At 46.3% G+C, this 20,030-nt stretch carries 22 protein-coding genes; 19 read left to right on the top strand and 3 right to left on the bottom strand.

Features of this window, described 5'->3' with window-relative positions:
* Positions 1–118: 118 nt before the first annotated feature.
* From F459_RS0119905 to F459_RS23750, 12 genes are all read left to right on the top strand, one after another.
* Positions 119–2,122 (top strand): phage tail tape measure protein, encoded by a 2,004-nt coding sequence (locus tag F459_RS0119905; protein ID WP_020613101.1) that lies wholly within the window; start codon positions 119–121, stop codon positions 2,120–2,122.
* Positions 2,119–3,423 (top strand): hypothetical protein, encoded by a 1,305-nt coding sequence (locus tag F459_RS0119900; RefSeq protein WP_020613100.1) that lies wholly within the window; start codon positions 2,119–2,121, stop codon positions 3,421–3,423. Before F459_RS0119905 ends, F459_RS0119900 begins: the two co-directional genes overlap by 4 nt.
* Entirely contained in the window at positions 3,416–4,420 is a 1,005-nt protein-coding gene (locus F459_RS0119895) for a hypothetical protein (RefSeq protein WP_020613099.1), read from the top strand. The genes F459_RS0119900 and F459_RS0119895 overlap by 8 nt, the downstream gene beginning before the upstream one ends.
* Positions 4,420–4,977: a hypothetical protein gene (locus F459_RS0119890; protein WP_020613098.1), complete on the top strand. Its 558-nt coding sequence runs from the start codon at positions 4,420–4,422 to the stop codon at positions 4,975–4,977. Before F459_RS0119895 ends, F459_RS0119890 begins: the two co-directional genes overlap by 1 nt.
* A complete protein-coding gene (locus F459_RS0119885) occupies positions 4,958–5,287 on the top strand; it encodes a phage GP46 family protein (RefSeq protein WP_020613097.1) in 330 nt (109 codons plus the stop codon). Before F459_RS0119890 ends, F459_RS0119885 begins: the two co-directional genes overlap by 20 nt.
* Positions 5,277–6,332, top strand: coding sequence for a baseplate J/gp47 family protein (locus F459_RS0119880; protein ID WP_020613096.1), 1,056 nt, complete (start codon positions 5,277–5,279; stop codon positions 6,330–6,332). Before F459_RS0119885 ends, F459_RS0119880 begins: the two co-directional genes overlap by 11 nt.
* The gene (locus F459_RS0119875; protein WP_020613095.1) at positions 6,323–6,868 is read left to right on the top strand and encodes a putative phage tail protein; all 546 of its coding nucleotides are present in this window, start codon (positions 6,323–6,325) and stop codon (positions 6,866–6,868) included. Before F459_RS0119880 ends, F459_RS0119875 begins: the two co-directional genes overlap by 10 nt.
* Positions 6,869–6,877: 9 nt before the next feature.
* Positions 6,878–7,921: a hypothetical protein gene (locus F459_RS23340; RefSeq protein ID WP_020613094.1), complete on the top strand. Its 1,044-nt coding sequence runs from the start codon at positions 6,878–6,880 to the stop codon at positions 7,919–7,921.
* A gap of 15 nt (positions 7,922–7,936) precedes the next feature.
* A complete protein-coding gene (locus F459_RS0119865; RefSeq protein WP_020613093.1) occupies positions 7,937–8,542 on the top strand; it encodes a tail fiber assembly protein in 606 nt (201 codons plus the stop codon).
* Positions 8,543–8,639: 97 nt separating this feature from the next.
* A complete protein-coding gene (locus F459_RS22630) occupies positions 8,640–9,101 on the top strand; it encodes a helix-turn-helix domain-containing protein (protein ID WP_020614448.1) in 462 nt (153 codons plus the stop codon).
* Between the two features lie 54 nt (positions 9,102–9,155).
* Positions 9,156–10,388: an MFS transporter gene (locus F459_RS0119855; protein ID WP_026295133.1), complete on the top strand. Its 1,233-nt coding sequence runs from the start codon at positions 9,156–9,158 to the stop codon at positions 10,386–10,388.
* Positions 10,389–10,459: 71 nt separating this feature from the next.
* Entirely contained in the window at positions 10,460–10,675 is a 216-nt protein-coding gene (locus F459_RS23750; protein WP_281167926.1) for a helix-turn-helix domain-containing protein, read from the top strand.
* Positions 10,676–10,681: 6 nt separating this feature from the next.
* On the opposite strand, the gene F459_RS0119845 is transcribed toward F459_RS23750, so the two are convergent.
* Positions 10,682–11,320: a hypothetical protein gene (locus F459_RS0119845; RefSeq protein WP_020614445.1), complete on the bottom strand. Its 639-nt coding sequence runs from the start codon at positions 11,318–11,320 to the stop codon at positions 10,682–10,684.
* 55 nt (positions 11,321–11,375) lie between these two features.
* Here F459_RS0119845 and F459_RS0119840 point away from each other — a divergent pair, with 55 nt between their 5' ends.
* The 3 genes from F459_RS0119840 (at position 11,376) to F459_RS0119830 (ending at position 12,515) form a co-directional block, all read left to right on the top strand.
* The gene (locus tag F459_RS0119840) at positions 11,376–11,852 is read left to right on the top strand and encodes a tyrosine-type recombinase/integrase (RefSeq protein ID WP_322786014.1); all 477 of its coding nucleotides are present in this window, start codon (positions 11,376–11,378) and stop codon (positions 11,850–11,852) included.
* 64 nt (positions 11,853–11,916) lie between these two features.
* Positions 11,917–12,084 carry a type II toxin-antitoxin system HicA family toxin gene (locus tag F459_RS0119835; RefSeq protein ID WP_020614443.1) on the top strand — a complete coding sequence of 56 codons (168 nt, stop codon included), beginning with the start codon at positions 11,917–11,919 and terminating at the stop codon, positions 12,082–12,084.
* Between the two features lie 32 nt (positions 12,085–12,116).
* The gene (locus F459_RS0119830; RefSeq protein ID WP_020614442.1) at positions 12,117–12,515 is read left to right on the top strand and encodes a type II toxin-antitoxin system HicB family antitoxin; all 399 of its coding nucleotides are present in this window, start codon (positions 12,117–12,119) and stop codon (positions 12,513–12,515) included.
* A gap of 445 nt (positions 12,516–12,960) precedes the next feature.
* On the opposite strand, the gene F459_RS0119825 is transcribed toward F459_RS0119830, so the two are convergent.
* Positions 12,961–13,548, bottom strand: coding sequence for a nucleotidyltransferase domain-containing protein (locus tag F459_RS0119825; RefSeq protein WP_033302165.1), 588 nt, complete (start codon positions 13,546–13,548; stop codon positions 12,961–12,963).
* 648 nt (positions 13,549–14,196) lie between these two features.
* On the opposite strand from F459_RS0119825, the gene F459_RS0119820 reads away from it, so the two are divergent.
* The 3 genes from F459_RS0119820 (at position 14,197) to F459_RS0119810 (ending at position 17,794) form a co-directional block, all read left to right on the top strand.
* Entirely contained in the window at positions 14,197–15,348 is a 1,152-nt protein-coding gene (locus F459_RS0119820; RefSeq protein WP_245540239.1) for an InlB B-repeat-containing protein, read from the top strand.
* A gap of 155 nt (positions 15,349–15,503) precedes the next feature.
* Positions 15,504–17,246, top strand: a complete 1,743-nt coding sequence (locus F459_RS0119815; protein ID WP_020614439.1) for an InlB B-repeat-containing protein — start codon at positions 15,504–15,506, stop codon at positions 17,244–17,246.
* A gap of 338 nt (positions 17,247–17,584) precedes the next feature.
* A complete protein-coding gene (locus F459_RS0119810) occupies positions 17,585–17,794 on the top strand; it encodes a hypothetical protein (RefSeq protein ID WP_020614438.1) in 210 nt (69 codons plus the stop codon).
* Between the two features lie 9 nt (positions 17,795–17,803).
* On the opposite strand, the gene F459_RS0119805 is transcribed toward F459_RS0119810, so the two are convergent.
* Positions 17,804–18,964, bottom strand: a complete 1,161-nt coding sequence (locus tag F459_RS0119805) for a helix-turn-helix domain-containing protein (RefSeq protein ID WP_020614437.1) — start codon at positions 18,962–18,964, stop codon at positions 17,804–17,806.
* A gap of 899 nt (positions 18,965–19,863) precedes the next feature.
* On the opposite strand from F459_RS0119805, the gene F459_RS22625 reads away from it, so the two are divergent.
* Positions 19,864–20,030, top strand: a 167-nt coding sequence (locus F459_RS22625; RefSeq protein WP_020614436.1) for a transposase, incomplete at its 3' end; no start/stop codon positions are given.

Raw genomic sequence — 20,030 nt, 5'->3', positions numbered from 1 at the left:
ATCATGTACTTGCTGCATGGTATCTCACTTGATGATCTAAAAGATATGGGCTGGGCAGAATTAACGGCCTGGCAAGATGATGCGATTGATCTTTACCGGAAAACACATGGGTTGAGTGATGAGTAATACAATACGCGCTGGCGTTGATCTTTCTTTGAGAGGTGGTTTTTCATCGGGAATAAAAAAAGCAGGGGCCGAAGCTCAAGCCTTCGGCTCCAAAGTTTCCGGTGCCATGGGAAAGGTTGATGGGCTTTTGTCCGGAACCATGACGAAGATTGGAACGCTCGGAGTTTCTCTTAGCGCCGGTGTGGCGGTCAATAAAGTTATCGATATCCAGGACCAAATGACCAGGCTTGGCATTCAGTCCAATATTTCGGCAGATAAAATCGATCAGTTGAAACAAAAGCTGTGGGACATAGCCCAGGATAAGAATGTAAAAATCAATCTTGATTCTATGACAGGAGCTGTTGGCCAGATAATTGAACGCACTGGAGATATGTCTTTTGCTGAAGAAAATCTTCGCAGTATGGGCCTTGCCATGCAGGCTACTGGCGCTTCTGGTGAGGCTATTGGGGGGTTGTTTGCTGAGTTTCAGAAAATGGGACTTGGGGCCGATGATGCTTTTAAGTCTCTTGATCTGCTTACCGCTCAGGGGAAAATGGGGGCCTTTACCCTGTCCAACTTGGCGGCCTTAGGACCGAGGGTGATAACCGCTTATACCGCAACCGGAAGAAGTGGCGCCCAGGCACTTAGAGAAATGGGGGCTGCGCTCCAGGTTATACAGAGAGGTACCGGATCTCCAGAGCAAGCTGCAACCGCCTTTGAAGGTTTACTAGCAGAATTGGGAGATCCTACAAAGCAAAAGCAATTGAAGAAATTAGGCGTTAGTGTTCGAGATTTAGAAGGAGATTTCCGCCCCGTTACTGATATTATGAAAGATATTGTGACGATGACAAAAGGAAACACAGATGTCATTGGCACAATCTTTGGTAGAGAATCCAAACGAGCCTTTAACTCTCTAACTGCTGAGTATCTGGACTCCGGTGTGATATCCAGTTTGAATAGTTTTATGGATGTTCAGGCCGACGGAAAGGCTATTATGGAGGATGCAGCCAAAGGAGCTTCTACTCTTAAGTCAAATTTGAACAATCTCCAAACCGCTTTCTATCGCTTCGCCGATAATAAGTTGACCGCACCGCTTGAAAAGATAACGGAACATTTTAATGCGCTTGCAGAAGATCCTGAGCGAATACAGAAAGTTTTTACCTCAATGGCTGTTGGTATAGGAACCATTGCTGCCGTTAAAGGATTAGCCACTGTCAGTACCCTCTTGAGTAATTTCAAGAATCTGAGGGCTGGGACAACAAAACTAAACCTTGGGACAGCAGGAGCCGGTGGAACGGGAATGCCAGTCTATGTAACGAACCTTGGATCGAATGGCTTGGGAGTTAAACCACAATCGAACCTGACGGAAAGTGTGACGAAGACCTCTGGTCTTACCACTCAGTCCCCTGGCCTCTTGTCAACGGTAAAGAGGACAGCAGGTCTGTCTGCCGCCACAGCTGCAGCGATAGAGATACCACAGGCGGTGCTCGGGGTCCTCCAGATTGCTCGTAATAAAGAGTTAACAAAAGAAGAAAAATATGAGGAAGGAGGAAAGGTTATTGGAAGCTCTGCCGGAGGTATTGCCGGAGCAGCTGCAGGAGCGGCAGCTGGCGCAGCCCTTGGCTCGGTTATCCCCATTCTGGGCACTGCTGTAGGAGGCTTGATTGGAGGAATGATTGGATATCAAGGCGGTAATAAGGGGGGGGGACTCCTTGGTGGTCTACTGGGCAAGAAGCTTGCCGCTCCTGGAAATTATGCCTCCAATTACGTATCGGAAGAAGCTCTTGAGGCGGCACGGAGCAGAAATAGAAGACGTAGCAGTGGGGCAACCAGAACCATCCCATCACGAGTTCCTGCCGCTGCTATACAAAAAGCTGAACTGACAGGCGAGGCATCATTGAAGGTAGAGTTTTCTGCTGATGTACCGGGAACAGCATCTGTAGAAACACGACGTAATACCATCCCCGGGACAACGGTAGAGACAGGAAATGCACGTACTGTGAGGGCTAATCAATGAGCGATGAATTTAATATAAGCCTACCGGAACCCTATTCTGGTAATTGGCGCTCGGCCCTGCGAAATAGTAACGGAAGTGAGGAGACTCCACGGAGAACAAGTTACCAACCACCAGGAGGGGAGCCCGAAGCATTTAATCTTGTGAAGACAAATGTCTCTGGTGGTCAATCGAATGATATATCTGAGTATTCGGCATTTGGAGGATGGTCAAATAAACCGTTAAATTATCTACCTCAGAAAATAAAAATATCAGGCCGCTTGCTTGGGACCAATTATATTCAATACCGCAACAAACTGGCGGCCGCTTTTAGCGTCGAAACATCGGATGATGAACCGGCATATTTGATCTTACCATTTTGGGGCCGCTTTGCGGTTAATATGGATACTTGGGATATATCGGAAGAAACGTCTGCCCAGGGCGGGTGTGAAATTACTCTCGCAGTAGATAGGGTCGGTCAAAGTGCTGGGGCTCGCCAGGAAAACAATACATCGGGGAATCTTGATGATGCAATAGCTGACCTTGAAGATGCAGCCGTGGCCAGGTTTGAATCGGTTCTCGACGATGATAATCTTTCAGTAAGCGCCTTGGAGACAGGGTTCTCCGCTATCAAAGATAAATTATTGAATATTATTGGTCGTCTTCAGTTGGCACAAAATACTATGAATTCGCTAACCAATGAGGCTCTCAATATCATAAGCCTCATAGAACAAGGAATTACGGCTCCCGGTGATTTTGCTCGTGCACTTTTCAGTTGCATAACCGCCATTACTGCGACATTGATAAGCGATGTGTCTGCTGTTGAAGACTTCTTTTCTTCCGACGAGACAACATCTTCTGGAAATGGAGATTCTATCTATAATGCCACATTGCAATTTATCTCTGCCAAGAGTGAGACAATGAATGAACTATCTCCGTCAACCTTCAAAGAATCAGCTACGAAACAGGCCATGGTTGCCCTTTATCGTCATGCTGCATTCGTAGGAGCAGCTACGACATTGCCAAACGTAGATACAATTTCGGCAGACCAAATCAAAGCCCTGTATTCATTGTTTATGGATCTGGAAGATTCTCTGAATGTAGATGACCCTAATATTTACAAGGCGGTTACAGAAAGCCGTATCGCCGTCATGGAACAGCTGCAGGAAAAAGAAACCTGGAATGAACGGTCCGTGCAGCTTCAGGGAGGGCTACCTATGTTGGTAGTTGCACAACTTTTGGGATGCGATTACGACAAGGTTGAAGAGCTAAACTCCGATATTGATGACCAGCTCATGATAACGGGGGGCATTTTTTATGTCTAAAGTTGATGTCTATGTGAATAATAAACGGACAAATCTGCACTGGTTAAGTGTATACATCCGAAAGTCACTTGACGAAATTTGTCATTATATCGAAGTGGAACTCCCAACCAGTGAACGATCAAAGGTTGAAAAACACCAGCATATTTCCGTCTACTATTCGAACCCCATGGTAAAACGAAATGTCACTATGGGATTCATCGATGATATATCCTTGGATAATACAGCTCGTGATGAAAAACTGGTCGTTACTGCACGATCTGCGGCACGCGATATCATAGATAGTAGCTGGTCGGATGAGATTACAGACAAAACCCTGTTGGGAGTGGTGAAGTATATTGCCGATCGTTTCAGCATCGATGTCAGCTGCATGCCGACGAGCAATGGCGATTTTACGAAGCTGGTCTCGTCTTTTGCATGGGAGAATGAGAGCCCATGGCAAAAACTTATACAAGCTGCTGATAATCAAGGTTTTATTCTCACGTCATCGCAAACAGGGGGACTTTATATCTGGGAGGTTGCAGGCGGGGTCAGAAAGGAAGGGTTTAAACTCATCGAGGGGCAATCGGTACGATCAATAAAGGATTCCGATAAAGGATCGGAGCAATATCATACCTATGTTATAAAAGGACCCGATGGAAATAGTGTTACAGCCTATGATAAAAGTTGTCAGAATAACCGTATTTTGACCCTAAATCTCACGGATCAGACAATTACGAAAGATCAATTATCCAGACGGGCAGAGACAGAAATACGTCGTCGAAGGGAACGGCGCATCACTGTATCAGTAGCTGACTGGGGGCTCTCTCTTGCCCAATTAAAGAAATTAGGGAATCTATCGGGTAAAGAGATATTCTGGGAAACAAATTTTTTAACCCCAGTTAAGCTTCCATCATTAAGTATAGAGGCTAATCTACTAACATCCCAAATCGAATATAAAGCTGATGCAAAATCTATGAGCTGTGATATTCAGTTGGTTCCTCGGGAGGCATATCTTTAATGGGATTACGAGACCTTGCTGCAGCAATTCGGAACCTCGTTGTCGCCGGGCAAATTACCAGACGTGATGGAGCTATTATTCAGGGCACAACACATTATGGACGGACGGTTAAAGGGAAAGAGCAATTCCCATATGGTTTTGCTGCCAGAGGAAAAGAGGGCACAGTGCTGTTTCTTTTTGAAGGTGGAGATGTACGTAATCCCGTTATGCTGCCTGTTGTCGACCAGGATGGGGTGCCAGACTTAGATGAATATGATTCGGCCCTCTGGACAAAAACTGGCGGCTGGATTGTTTGCCGGAACTCTGGATCAGTCGAGCTTTATGGAACCAAATACGGTGGAGTGATTAAGGTCGAAGAGCTAACAACCCAATTAAATAAAATGACAGCCAGGATTGATGGAATAATTAATGCCATTTCTACAGCAGCGGTGGCTTCGGGGGATGGAGGATCAACATTCAAATCAAACATAATAACCGTCCTGTCATCCCTTGTTGATAAGGAAAATTTTTCTGGCCTTGCCTCGGAGAAGGTATTACATGGCGACGGTAGCAATTGAAAATTATATGTCTATTTCGGTATTGGTACAAATGACACTTGGTACAGATCGCGGGAGATGGTGGGCAGACCCTGAATTTGGTAGTGATCTGTGGCTACTTCGGCAGACCGGAAAAACGACTGCAGACCTTCTTACCGACGTCAAACAGGAAATAATCAGGGCTTTATCATGGCTGAAGGATGATGGAATAGCTGAAGATGTTGAATGTGAAACAGAGTTAACAGGAAAAAATCGAATAAATTACAACGTTAAGATTACAAAGCCCTCTGGGGCTTCTGAAATAATAGAAGGGGTGTGGTATGGATTTTGAAAGACCGAGCATCTCTAACCTGCAGGACCGTATAGAAAATGACTACAAATCTCGTTTCACACCCTTATCAAAAACGGTACGCTACGACTTGTTGACGATGATAGGAAAGGTAGATGCCGGAATCTATCACCAATTATATGGTAATCTCGTATATCTGGCTCGCCAGATATTTCCCGACACAGCAAGTAGTGATAACCTCAGAGCTCATTGGAGTGACCGTGTTCCTATTTTGACTGCGCAAAGAGCGTCAGGAATGGTACAGTTTTCTGGTTCCGTTGGGAGATCCATTCCTGCTGGTATCCTGCTCGAGGCGCCAAATGGCCAAGAATACTATTTGCCTGAAGCCTCTGAAATTGGTGATGAAGGAGTTATCAATGCTACGGTTAAGGCATCAACGAATGGGTCTGATGGCAACCAGGATCAGGGAACGGAGCTTACTATCATATCCAATGTGCCTAAAGGCATAGAGGATACCACCATTGTTCTTGAAGACAGTATTACTGGTGGAGTAGATGCAGAATCTGATGACGAATACCTGATCCGAGTACTAAATTATATCAGAAATTCATCTCGATATGGCAAGCCCGGAGACTTTGCAGCTTGGGCGATAGATGCATCAATCGAAGTAGAACAAGCGTGGGAATTCAAAAATTATGGCCCGTTTGGGGCGTTACTTATTCAAGTCGCTGGTGGTAACCATGAAACAGGATTGTCCCAGGTTGTTGATTTGGATATTGTCAGTGACTACATATATCAAAATGCTCCCCCTGTTTTATATACCGTTAAAACGCCTGATATTATCTATGTAAATCCATCAATTGAATTAATAAGTACCGAAGATACTGAAAGTAATCGGAATACCACTGAAATACGCATAAAATCCTGGATGGCGTTAAACATCAAGCCGGGAAGTTCCATAACATCCTATCAACTACGTGATGCTATCGTCGATGGAACCATAATAACTGATGCTTCTGTTACTCTCGAAACTGGCAGCTCTACGATCCTTCAGTTACTTGATTTAGGAGACATCAATTGGCTTTAGTAATACCCTCGTCAGAAGAATACACAATAGCAGTCCAAAAACTTTTACCTCCTGGAGATTTCTGGGATCAGCAACTTGCTGATAAAACGAGTGACATCTATAAATGGAGTGATGCAAAAGGGGCAGAGCTCAACCGCTTTAGAGCCCGTGAGGCGGCTTTGTTGAAAGAGGCATATATAAATACCACCACCGAATTGATTGATAACTGGGAACGGATTTTTAATATCGAAAATGCTAACTTGGAATTGTCGGAAAGAAGAAAGCTGCTCAAATCAACAAAGATAGAAAACATCAACAGACAGGTTTTTATAGATATATGTGCTCAATATGATGCCAATTTCATTAAATATACGTTTCCAGTAAAGCCAGCATTTTATGGATACACCAGGTTTGACAAACGCATAGCAGGACCAGCATGGTTTTCAACCATCTACCTTTATATATCAAATGCGGAGGAATCAATAAGAGCTACTCTTGAGTCCTATTTACTCAGCATTTTACAATCGAATTACATCGTAAGTTTCTTTTATTCCTAGGAGTGAATCATGGGGTTATATCCAAATGAAAGGGCAATAACTATAGATGGAGAGGCGGTATCATTTCCCGGCTTAAAAGATGGGAAATTCACCATCGGGAATCCTGAAAATCCTGAAGAAAAGCCATCTTTTATCGATCCTGAAACAATCAATCTGATACTGGATAATATAGAAGCTTTAATTTCTTCAGCAGGATCGTCTCCTAATAACACAGCTACTGACCAGGTGAAAAATGCCGTTGCTGCTTTAATAAAAGAACATACAGATTTAACGACAGCACACGGGGCTGTCAGCGCGGCAACCGCATCGAGGATGGTGGTCAGGGACTCTAACGGCCGCGCCCAGTTTGCAAATCCATCGGCCTCAGCTGATGCAGCAACTAAAAGCTATGTAGATTCCCAGATATCGGGCCATGACTCGCAGCATGATGATCGATTTGTAAGGCCATCGGGGTCCGGGTTCGCAGACGGCGAGATAGGTTTGTTTGCCGATGCAACAGGCAGATTGATCAAGACGGCCAACATGACGCTGTCGGCATCGGGTACTATGGGTAGCTCCGCGAGCGTTGTCCCGTCTGAGGCAAGGATAAAAGCATATTTGGATGCCTTGGAGACGTCTATCAAAAATGCAGTCTGGCCAGTCGGATCATCCTATGTGCAGCTTCCAGGAGCCTCAGCGCCTGGAAGTCTTGGACTACCCGGGACGTGGACGGCTCTGTTTGAAAATGAAGGGATAACATTCCGTACACCTGGTGGAAATGCATTGGCGTTTGGCAGTGGTATACAAGAAGATCAATTCCAAGGATTTATTGTTGAACTCTTATGTCAAACGTTAGGTTATACCGGTGAAGCGACAGGGAGGACGGGGGCTGATTCAATAACATTCAGGGGCACAACCGCTAATTCTCAAACAGGCTATTACAGCAAAACCGGAATATCAGGGGAGAATTACATGGGGGATTTTGTAAGCGATGATGTGAATGGGACTCCTAGAGTCGGTAGCGAAACACGTATGAGAAATAGAACGTTCCGCGTGTGGAAACGTACAGCATAAGGAGGCGGCACGAAAATGATCTATGCAATCATTGATGATGACAATGTAGTTCAATCAATAATTTCGAGTGTGACAAAACCGGATGGTTCCATAGCATACCCCGACAGTGCAGAAATCCACCAGGGGTGTGATGCACGGTTTTTTGACAGTACAGGCTGCCGTATTTCTGTGGAGCAGGCCGTGGACAAGGGGCTGATCACCTCTGTAGGTGAGAATCAAACAACAGTTTGGGAAGACGGAAAGTACATAATCAAATCTGACTATACCGGTGTTCCCTACTGGGACAAAGCAACTGGAAAATCTGTACGCCTGTCTCTTGGTGAGGAACCCGATGAAAGTATGACCGATATAAAGCCGCCGGACCCTATGGCTGTGTGGAGTGAAACGGGCTGGATAGTCCCCGATGAGGTACTCGCAGAACGGGTTCGCTTAGAACGAGACAGGCTACTTTCAGAGAGTGACTACATCATGATGGCCGACTATCCCCTATCCGATAAAACGGCCTGGAAAACCTACCGACAGGCACTCAGGGATCTTCCATTGCAGCCAGGCTTCCCGCAGGAAGTCTCCTGGCCAGGGAAACCTGCTGAAATAACAGAGAAATCTGATTCTATTTCTTGAACGCTATGTTGTAATTGATTTTCATAGTTTGTAATTAACAGCATAGATATTTTCTTGCAAAAACCGTGTTTTTTTCTTGCGTTGTTTCAACAGGAGCTTGAATGAACTTTCAAAACGTATCATTGAAACAGAAAATGAGGACACTTGCATCAATCTGATTGAGGCGTGGCTTTTGCAGCAAATTTCTAACTCGCATAGAGACTTGAATACAAACCGTGTTCGCGGCGCTGTTCGTGAAATGAACCGAAATCCGTTCGTAAGCCTTCCCCAATTGGCGGAAACAACAAATCTTTCACAAAAACAATTCAGTCGGATTTTCTCCGATATACTCGGCATGAATCCGAAAGAGTTTTACCGTATTGTGCGATTTCAGCGTGCACTTAGCATGATGCAGAATAAAGCGGAAACTTTAGATCGTTTTGCTGATATAGCCTATGCCTGTGGTTTCTCTGACCAGTCGCACATGATAAAGGAATTCAAAGCGTTTACCGGGCTGACTCCGTTGCTACTTGTCAAAGGCAGTTCTCCATATTCGGATTATTTCTCACAGCCGGTGTAAAATGTCCTTTTTTTTCTATTAACAGACAGTTTCCGCATTGTAGATTTACTCACTATGAAAAATTGGAAGACAAATACAGTTCTTTTTTTAGTAAGTCAGGCCATGACGCTGTTTGGGTCAACGGTTGTACAGATGGCTGTCATCTGGTTTGTGACGAAGCAAACTTCGCTCGGAAAGTGGGTGGCCGTATTTACAATCTGCTCGTATCTACCGCAGTTTTTGATTTCATTTGCAGGCGGTGTATGGGCTGACCGGTATGACCGTAAACACATCATAATTGGTACAGATGCGGTTATTGCACTTGTTACGTTCGGCATGTTTCTGCTTGTGCCGTATATTGTTGGTGCCGGACATCAGAATATGCTGCTGTATGCCCTACTTGTGATGTCTGCTGTACGTTCTTTTGGTGCCGGAATTCAGACCCCGGCCGTATATGCAGTGTTGCCGTCGATAGCGCCGGAAACCGAGCTCATGCGATTCAACGGAATAAACGCAACTTTCCAAGCAGTTATGCAATTTGCGTCCCCAGCGGCTGCCGGTATGCTGCTTTCATATAGTTCTATTCGGTATGCTCTGCTGGTGGATGTCGTAACCGCCGCAATCGGAATCAGCATGTGTCTATTCGTGGCAATTCCACAGATTACCTCGGAAGGGAAAGGGGATGCTGTACCGGAAACAAATGCTTCTGACACAAAGCAAACCTTTTTTACCGACATGAAATACGGATTGCGCTATGTTGCATCGTCCCCTTTGATAGCGCGTGTTCTGATTGTATACGGGCTTTTTATTTTTCTAAGTACTCCTGCGGGATTTCTTGCGCAGCTGTATGTGAACCGTACATACGGTACGGCATATTGGTATATGACAGCGGTTGAGCTTGTCGGCTTTTTCGGTATGACCGGCGGTGGAATCTTGATGAGTACATGGGGGGGATTCAAAAACAGACAGAAGACGTTTGCCACAGGACTTGCTTTGTTCGGTGTGCTTGCCGTCGGAATGGGTTTTTCACCAAACTTCATTTTGTATCTTGGATGCATGCTTTTGTACGGAATTGCCCTTACCATTACTCAAACAGCAGCAACAACGTTAATTCAGGAAAATGCAGAGGTTTCAATGCAAGGACGGGTGTTCGGATTGCTCAGTTCCGCTTATGCGCTTTTTCTTCCTATTGGAATGGCTGTTTTTGGCCCCCTTGCAGATACAATGTCTATGAAAATAATAATGATAGCATCTGGTCTGATTCTCTTTCTAATCGGCGGAACGGTACATATTTCTACGGCATATTAATTGTGTTACTGTATAGAAAACTCTGAATAATTGGCCGATATAGATGATAAGACGTTGTGGAATAGACGTAAATTACAGAAAAAAAGAAAAACACTACGCAAGAATGGGTGGCCAATCATATGAATGTTAGCTATCGGACCTTTAATGGCTGGGTTACAAGGAAAATAATGCCGAATGCAGATCAGGCTGTTGCGATAGCTGAAGCTCTCGATATTACCGTAGAATATCTGGTAACTGGCAGCCTCCGAAAGGCTATCAAATGCAAGATTATACAGTTCCAAAGATAGCAAATTCTATTCAACTGATATAATGCCTTCATAATTGATAAGAGGGTTTGCAGCCTTCAATCTGGCCCGGCCTTCTGCTAAAACGGTTTTTGCTTCCTCTATGATATTTTTCTCTTCGCTGTTTTCGTAAAGTTCAACCTTATATACAGAAAACTGGTCATCCGTCTCGATTAAAGCATATAGGTACCTTTGATACGCATCATACTCCTCTTGAATTAGCGATGGCTGAAAGTCAAATGCAGTTGAAACGCCAATAGCAACTATACCTACAGCACCAGCATAGCCTCCAACCATTGAGAAATCATCATTCTCCGGAACAAAATTAGCAATGGCCGATATAATTCCGCCACCTCCAGCACCAACCCAGACCAGAAGTTTCGACCATTTCTTTTGTTTTCGCAATTCGTCAAGATGTACAAGGGTTTGTTCTTTCTCAACACGTATATTAACCAGTTCAGTTTCATACATGTTCCTCAACTCTATGACACTAGCAGCTAAAATATGCTTTACGGCTTCATCGTCTCTTGATTCAGTGGTGATGGTAGTTGATTCCCAGATACGCTTTGAATTGTTCGTCTGTTTCACTGAAGCACAACCAGCTAACAGCAAAACAATACAAACAGAAGCAATAAGATTTTTTGACATGATATCCCCCTTTGCCTTTTTATATATATTGTAAAATTATTTCTTTCGATTCGCAATTTTCCCTATAGGCAACGGGCAGCATACACAAGACTACATCGTTTTCCCTGAACATTACACATTTGCTTTGATGATGTTCACAACAGGAGAACGACCCTCTGCTATTCTTCGCCTCAATTGGGGAGATATCGAAGGCGATATGGTAACATTCCGCCAGACAAAAGCCACAGGGCCAAGGAGCGTTCCTATCATCGAAGGATTGGTAACAACTCTGCAGGAGTATGCTGATACCAGGATACGTATAAATGAAAATGATCCTGTTTTCTGTCATGACGACACTGGCCAGCGTTTACCATATGCGTTTTTCCCAAAACGTTTCGCCCACATGATGGCGACGCTCGGTTTGCCGGTGGATGACGCAGAGGGACGAAAGCGCACGCCCTACTCGCTTAAAAGTTCTTTGATTACTCACCTCATTGACGGCGGAGCCGATCCCATCCTTGTACGGGATGTAGGAAAGGAACTATCAACGTAGTAAACTGCATTTATTGACACGTGTTATTATACGTATTATATTTGTTATTCAACAGGAAGTGATTATGGACTCGCGGGAAATAATCAAGATGCTTAAAAAAGATGGATGGGTACTTATGACAGTACATGGAGACCATTATCATTTTAAGCATCCCTTGAAACCCGGAAAGGTTACTGTCCCGCATCCAAGAAAGGATGTTCCGAAAGGGACTTGTAATTCAATTTTGAAGTAGGCAGGACTCAAATAGTCCGCAGGAGGATTATGATGAAAAAATACATCTATCCGGCAGTTTTCGAGCCTGAAGACAACTACTATAATGTTTCTTTCCCAGATTTGCCTGGCTGTTTTACTTTTGGGAGAGGGTATGAAGAAGCTTTGGCAATGGCTGAAGAGGCCTTACGCGGTCATCTTTATAGCTTAGAAAATGATGGCGACCCTATACCTGCACCATCAAACCCTGTGAGCATCAAGGTATCTGACGGATGCTTTGTTTCTCTTGTTACTGCTTGGATGGAATTAGTCTATTCAGAACAGGAAAATAAATCAGTCAAGAAAACTCTTACAATTCCTAAATGGCTCAATGATGAGGCTGAAGAATTACATATAAATTTCTCACAAGTTCTACAAAAGGAACTTACAAGAATTGTTACGCATCAAGGATAGCGGCCGTAGCTTCATCCACAAGTTCCCTTCCGGCATTATATCGTCGGAACCGCCTATTCGCTGTTGAACCTGTAGGAAAACCTCCAATCAACTGTACAGCACAATAATGTAGATGTGAACTCAATTATCTAATCGAGAAAAAAATAGATATATCTGCCTTTGATTCTCGCTACAAAGTGGAGAAGTCATTATTATCTGCGCAGATCTCGGCTTAATCGAAAAAATAGGTTCGCAGTTGATGGATGTAAACTCCCTTCAAACGCTTCAAAAGAATGGAGCGGTACGTTCAAAGACCTCAAGAAGAAACAGAAGATTATAAAGGCTGTCCATACCGGGAAAAATTGTTATAGAGAAAATTAATTCAGACACTTTGCACAAATAAAGATATGAGAAGAAAAGATTCTTCTCTATTTCGGGGGGGCCTACAGTCTTGTTATACGAAAGTTCACGTTGGGGGAGCTGTCGGATCAAGCCCCTCTTTTTTGATTCCTGGAAGCAGTGTCTCAAGTTCTTCCAAAGACTCCGTAAGATTATTTTTGATCACACATAAATCCTGTTTATCCTTTTCCCGCAAAGCTTGTCCGGAGTAATAGACAAAACCTTGTTTTGCGACGAATTGAGCTTCCCACGATATGGTTCTAACTTCAATGTCTGAAAATATGGAGAACTTGTCCTTGGGGAATGAATTCTGAGGCATTGGATAAACTAAAGGATCTTTTTCATCAAGATCAAGATAATACTGCTGATCAATCTCAAAAAAGAAACAAATATCAAACTCTATTCCACTTTTGGAAAACGTAATTTTCTGTATGGTATTATTTATTATGATATCTGCAAAACTGGTAATGACGCCTGAGATTGAAGAATAATCGTTTCTGGCTACAATCAAATCAATATCGCTATGGGTTCTTGTTTCTTCTGAATATAGAAAATCGAGTCCCCAACCTCCCATCAACCACGTTTCAATTCCATATTCTGTACAGAGATTTAGAAAATCTCTCAATATGTTTAGTTGGTCTTTGTTATTTTTCATAGATGGTAAATTAGATTCCCCCAAAAGAGTCCAACTTCAGGACATAGGTGACGGTTTCCTCATCATAAGACATACATCCTCCAATGAATTTTGTTACATTAGAATCACCCCAAAGACTTGTCGCTTGCGGTAATAATTGCCTACTCCGTTTACTGAATCCAAGACGCATTGTTTTGATAAAAAAATCTTCCAAAATACTTCCTTATGATAAGTCACAATGCCATATAACTCTCTTTATCAACATGAAATTCATGCAAATAATCTTTCTTTATTAGAGATTATACCACGGAAAGGAAATTAAGCATTATGGTCCGCACGAGATTCACGAAGCCCCTGGCTTTAAGGGCCATCTTCTGCCGCCGGTTCCGCCTCTAAGCCTTCTTATTTCATCAAGAGCACTTATATTCGTCTTTATTGAGATTGCAATACTACCCAGATTTGCTCTTACGCATTGGCTCTAATTCAGATAGAGCCCTGTCTTACGCCCGGTGAGTCCGGAACCTTACTCACCCCTCGTAAAGGATTTTCCTCCGTATCCTCTTTGCAGTTCCCGGCTTGAAAACTCGGACGCGGAAATTTCTTAAAAAAACTGCCAGATTCATAAATTCGTGAGAGTTACCGTAAAAAACCGTCTACAGTTGCTCCTGATTGCAGAAAAATCTTCCTTCCGCCTGTCACGGATACCCGGGAGACAATTCGAGTCACAGGAGGACAGAGATGAAGAGAACAGAGATGATAAGAAAAAGTGTCATAGTCGCGACGGCGGCCGTTCTGGCCTTGCTTATTTTTGCAGGCTGTCCCAACGGAACAACAGATCATGTGAGGCCGGCAGAGACCTACACCGTCACCTACAACGCCAACGGCGCGAACTCGGGGACGGTTCCCACGGACGGTGATGCGTACCTTGCGGGCGACGAGGTAACGGTCCTGGGCAACACCGGAGGGCTTGCCCTGAACGGCTACGCCTTTAGCGGCTGGAACACCGCTGACGACGGAAGCGGAACCACCTACCTGGAGGGCGCAACCTTCACCATGGGAACGGGGGATGTGACCCTCTACGCGACTTGGTCGCAGAACGTACACACCCTGAGCTTCGACGCGAACGGCGGCAGCGGAACCATGGCAGCCCAAATGGTGGCCGAGGGGGCAACGGTAACGCTACCGGCGAACACCTTTACCTATGAGGGCTACACCTTTGTCGGCTGGGCCACAGGTACCGGGAGAAGAGCGGCCTATACCGACGAGGAGGAGTTCACCATGGGCACGGCGGATGTAACCCTGTATGCGGTATGGACGCCCACCGCGTACACCATCACCTACTCCCTGAACGGTGGGACAAACAGTGCCTCCAATCCAGCGACTTATACCATTGAAAGCTCCGCCATTGCCCTGGAAGCCCCGTCCAGAACCGGCTACACCTTCAGCGGTTGGTACAGCGACTCAGGCTTCGAGACGCAGGTTACCGGGATATCCGCCGGATCCACCGGGAACGTAACCCTCTACGCCAAGTGGACGCCCGACAGCACCATCACCGCGACTATTTCTGTTCCGGCGGGGGGTATGATAACTCTGTCCGACACCTTTACGGTGGCAAAGGACCAGACCCTGTCCGTGAGCGTTAGCGAAACCTACGCCTCCTACGCCTGGTATCTGGACGGAAGCGCCCTGGGCGTAACGACCCAAACCCTGGAGCTGGACACCAGTAGCGTAGATGCGGGAAGTCATGAGCTGATGGTGGTAGTGGAAGACGTCGACGGGAACGGTTCTTCGGCAAGGGTTGCCATTACAGTAACCAATTAGGGACAGGGGTAATCAGGAGGGAAAGCCACAGAGGACGCAGAGAACCGCAGGGATGGGGAAGCAGTTCATCCCTCACGAAAGTCTGTGTTTATCTGACTGTCCATCTGTGGTTACTTCTTCGGACTCTGATGCTTGTAATAATAAGGAGTACAGATATGAGAAAACAGATTCGCCGGTTTACCGGTATCACTATACTGATCATGCTAACGGTCCTCGTGTTTGCCGGCTGCAACATGCTCCTCACCGACCCCTCGTCGGCCTCCTCCGATGGGGAGCCGGTCATCCTGACGGTATCAGCCGGAACGATGAGCGCCCGGACGGTGACGGTGCAGGAAGACGATATTGACATCGCTTCTTATAAACTGACTGCGGTGCAGGGAGAGACCACGCGTACCGAAACCTGGGCCGACCTTGCGAACGCACAGATTACCCTGGAGACGGGAACCTGGACTTTTATCCTCCAGGCTTTCAGCGGGGCGGATGCCTCCGGGGATCTCCTGCTGGAAGGAAGCCTTGAAAAGACGATAGAAGCGTCGGGGGAACTGGCCTTTGCTCTGTCGCCTCTGGCAACCGGAACCGGTGATGTGGAGGTGACCATCACCTGGCCGGAGACAATAACAGCCGTCGATTCGGTGACTTACACCCTGGGAGGAACCGCAGGGACGGAGGGGGTTCTGTCGGGTCCCGAATCGGGGGTCTATAGCTACACCGTGACGGAAACGGGAGTGGGGGCCGCCTCCGCGGGAACCCTGCTTGTTGTCAAGCTGAAGGACAGCGGGGGAACAGCCCTTGTAACCGTGAGCGAGCTGGTGCGGGTCTACGACAAGCTGACAAGCCGCAAGACCATTGCTCTGGCCGCCGCCGACTTCAACAGCGCCCCGGAGGCACCATCGAACCTTACCGCCACACGGGAAGCGGGAAGCACAACCATCAACCTGACCTGGGCGGATAACTCCGCCAACGAAGCAGTGTTCCCGATTCGGTATTCCGACGACGGGGGAAGCACCTGGACGGAGCTGACAATGGCGGAAGGGAGTACTGTTTCCTTTGATGACACAGACGTGCCCCGGGGAACCACCCGAAGCTACCGGATATGGGCGGTAAACGACTACGGCAGTTCAGGCTCCAGCACCTCCGACGCCATAACCGTACCGAATCTGCATACAATAACCTACGACGCCAACGGCAGCACAGAGGGATCAGTACCGGAAGACACAGCACAATACGAAGCGGGCGTAGCAACGATAACCGCCGCAAATATTAGCGGCTCAGTGGTACAAATTCCCGCAGCGGGAACGGCGGAGGCCTTCAAGTTCGGCGGCTGGAACACCCAGGCCGACGGTAACGGTACCACCTATCAACCCGGAGACACCTTTACCATTACGGCGGATACCACCCTCTACGTTTACTGGGATGCCCTTGATGTCGGGGACATCGGTCCAGCCGGCGGGTACATTTTTTACGACAAGGGGAGCTTCACCGACGACTGGCGTTACCTGGAGGCGGCACCTGAGAATATTTCTAATCAAAAAAAGTGGGGTACATATGATTATACAGTATCCGGTGCAGATGGAACAGCCATAGGAACAGGGGCACAAAACACCCTGGACATAATAGCCGATGACACCATGACAGATAATGCCGCCCATGCCTGTAACAGTTATGAATCAGGCGGCTACAGTGACTGGTTTCTGCCCTCAAGCGACGAACTTAATGCCATGTATACCAATCTGTATTTAGATGGTCTGGGGGACTGGGACTTTAGTGAATCATCTTATTGCTGGTCGTCGTCTGAGGTCGATTCTATGAAGGGGTATAGGCGGAGATTAGATAATGGTTCATCAGAGGAATGGTCTAAGAACGGTTACAACCCAGTTCGTCCAGCACGGGCTTTTTAACCACTAATTGTCATTGCCCGGCTTGACCGGGCAATCCATGGGTTCCCGCCTGCACGGGAATAACTGTTACAGCAGCGCTTCGCAGCCCCGCGTGAGGGCTCAACGCGAGGGCCCGGAGCGTTGAGTGCCCCAGAAGAAAGAGCGCGATAGCGCAACTTTAGCGGGTCTGGGGCCGGTTTGGGCGCGAAGCGGTCGGGGCCGCAGGGCCCCGACGGAACCCCCGGACCGGCCTCAACTACTGCGGCTTCCGCGTGGTGTGCGAACCATAGGCGGTTTTGCCGTGGCCTTTTATCAGGACAAGCCACGGAGTAAACACGGCAAGGACCACGGCGGGGCGCGTGAGGGATGGAAGCGGAAATTGCCCGCCCGCGCCCGGCGGCCCGGAGGTAGCCGGAAACAGCGGGGGCGATAAGGCAATTGGGGCGGGCCCTAATCCTTCCTTGGCGATTTTTTTCAAGGAAAATATCATGGCTATTCATTACGCGTTATTTGAAAACCACCTGATATTCGACAAAGGGCTTGCCGCCGTTGGTTTTTCACTCGCTTGAGACAGGCGGCTATTTGCGCTTTTTTGCAGAAGCTCCATCAAGGCCGGACTGTTTTCGGTATGCCCTGGGCGAACACCCCGTTATCTGTCTGAAAGCGGCATTGAAAGTGGACAGGGAACCGAAACCGCAGTCAAGGGATATCTCGATAATCTTCGCGTCCGGCTTTTTAATAAGAAGAGTGCAGGCCTCGGCAATCCGTTTTTCTTTCAGCCAGGTACTGAAATTTTTCTGCAGGCGGGTGTTGAGAATTTCCGAGAGCTGATGGGATGTTATGCCCAGAGCATCCGCCGTCTTTTCAATGGTCAGGGATTCATCGGTAAACACCTTGTCTTCGGTCATCATCTTTTCCAGTTGTTCTACAACGGTGTCAAGCGGCAGCTTATCGGTCTGGGAGCGGGCGTAATAGGTTCGCAGGGTTTCCGTGTTGACGATGTTCATGGCAAAGGGGTACCGGTAGCTGTACAGTAATGTAAAAACAGTAACAATGGTAAACCGCAGGGTATAAAGATTGTACAGCTTTGAGATATCATCGTGTTTGACGGTGAAAATGGCTATAAATAAGCCGGAAAATAGAATAAAAAAGAGTGTGATAAAGCTCCAAAACAGTACTACTACGTACTTGTCTTTCTTATCGACACGGGCCTTCCTGTACAGGGATACATAGTGCCGGGTAATGGCGAGCAGATATATTCCCTGAAGGACAACCGTGGAAACGGAAACAATCCGCACGGGAAAAAGGGTTTTGTATACGTAGCCCTTGTAGTCCCGGCCGGCTATGGTCGCATCCAGAGGATACCCTATTTGGGTGGTCAGAATGGCCAGGACAATAACTGTCGCCGCAGCTGGAATAAAATGAAGCAGCATTTTTTTTGAAAAGCTAAAAGAAAATTCGGGAAGCGCCTTGAAGTAAAAATAGATCAGGGGAATGAGCATGCATACCGACAGGGTGCTGACCATATGAACATAGGGAAACATACGCTGCCAGGACATGGAATCGAAAAAAAGGTGCAAAGAGATACAGAACTGGTAGATAGCCATGAGCAGCATTATCAGGGCAAAGAGGTAGTTCCTGCCGTCCTTTTTCTTCAGGATCATCTGGCCGAGGGAGAACAGCAGTGCAAGCCCCCCCCCGAAAAAAACAAGGTTATCGATAAAGAGTACGGTGTTCACCGGGCCCCCGCGTATTCATCTGTCCGGACCAATATCCGCACGCTTAACCCGATTATAATTATAAAAAATCCGCAACAGAGATGTCAACAAGTATGTCGCCGGATGGAGTTCCTTTTCTTTCTGGGCCGTGAGGGTTCGGTCAGGTAGACACCTGGACTGGTTTTGGATGGTCGGTAGGAATTGGGTATGAATTCTCGAAGCATTATTCAATACTTTGTAGCATGAAGATGGGGAGTCCTGAAACAACAGAGGATGACATAACAGCAACAACAGATTTTCTAAGTATTGACCTTATTCTTGCTGCTATTGCTTATTAGAGAAGAAATAAAATATAGCCTCCTTTTTCAGGAGGCTATCGATCAAAAATATTTAAAAGACTAATCTGGAAAATACAGGATTTTTCCCCTGCCCTGACCTACGCCTCTCTCTGGCCCTATAATGAAATCCATGCTTTTTTTATCGGAAAAAATACTCCATTTGGATACCATTTTTCTTGACAAAGAATCCGATTGGCATAATAACAGCTCGGCATCACACAACTCGACTAAAAACTATTCAGAAAAGTGGAGGAGTAATCATGGATAAGCCTTTTGATCCTGCTTTGTTTGAACGTCCTATAAGGTTCCTCTTTACCTGTGACAAGAACCTGAACAGTAGTAGCTAATGCTTTTGCAATATTAACGGTATCAATCGTCTTCGGTTCAAAATCGCAATTAAACCAGCCATTAACGGTAGATCGAGACTTCTCTCACCACACGTAATACCGAACCAGGTTTGGAGTGCGGATGTTCACCCTTTGCCAGTATTCGGTCCCTGGGGCGAACCCCCTGTGTCAACATAGATTACGCCTGATGTGAGAATTTAATTTCTTCATCAGAGAACAGAACTATGGAGACAGTATGAGGTACAGCAGAGCCATCAAAGAATCAGTCTTGAAAAAAGTCTTACCCCCTGAGAAGCGGAGTATCCGTGAGGTAGCCCTGGAATACGGCATAAACGATCAGACCATCCGAAACTGGATAGAGCAGGTAAATAACGGTATACTGAACCTGGATGCAGAGTTAGG

The organism is Sediminispirochaeta bajacaliforniensis DSM 16054 (assembly GCF_000378205.1).
In the GTDB taxonomy this organism is placed as follows: domain Bacteria; phylum Spirochaetota; class Spirochaetia; order DSM-16054; family Sediminispirochaetaceae; genus Sediminispirochaeta; species Sediminispirochaeta bajacaliforniensis.
Note: the sequence above shows the minus strand (reverse complement) of the source record. Positions and strands in the feature narration are given on the sequence as shown.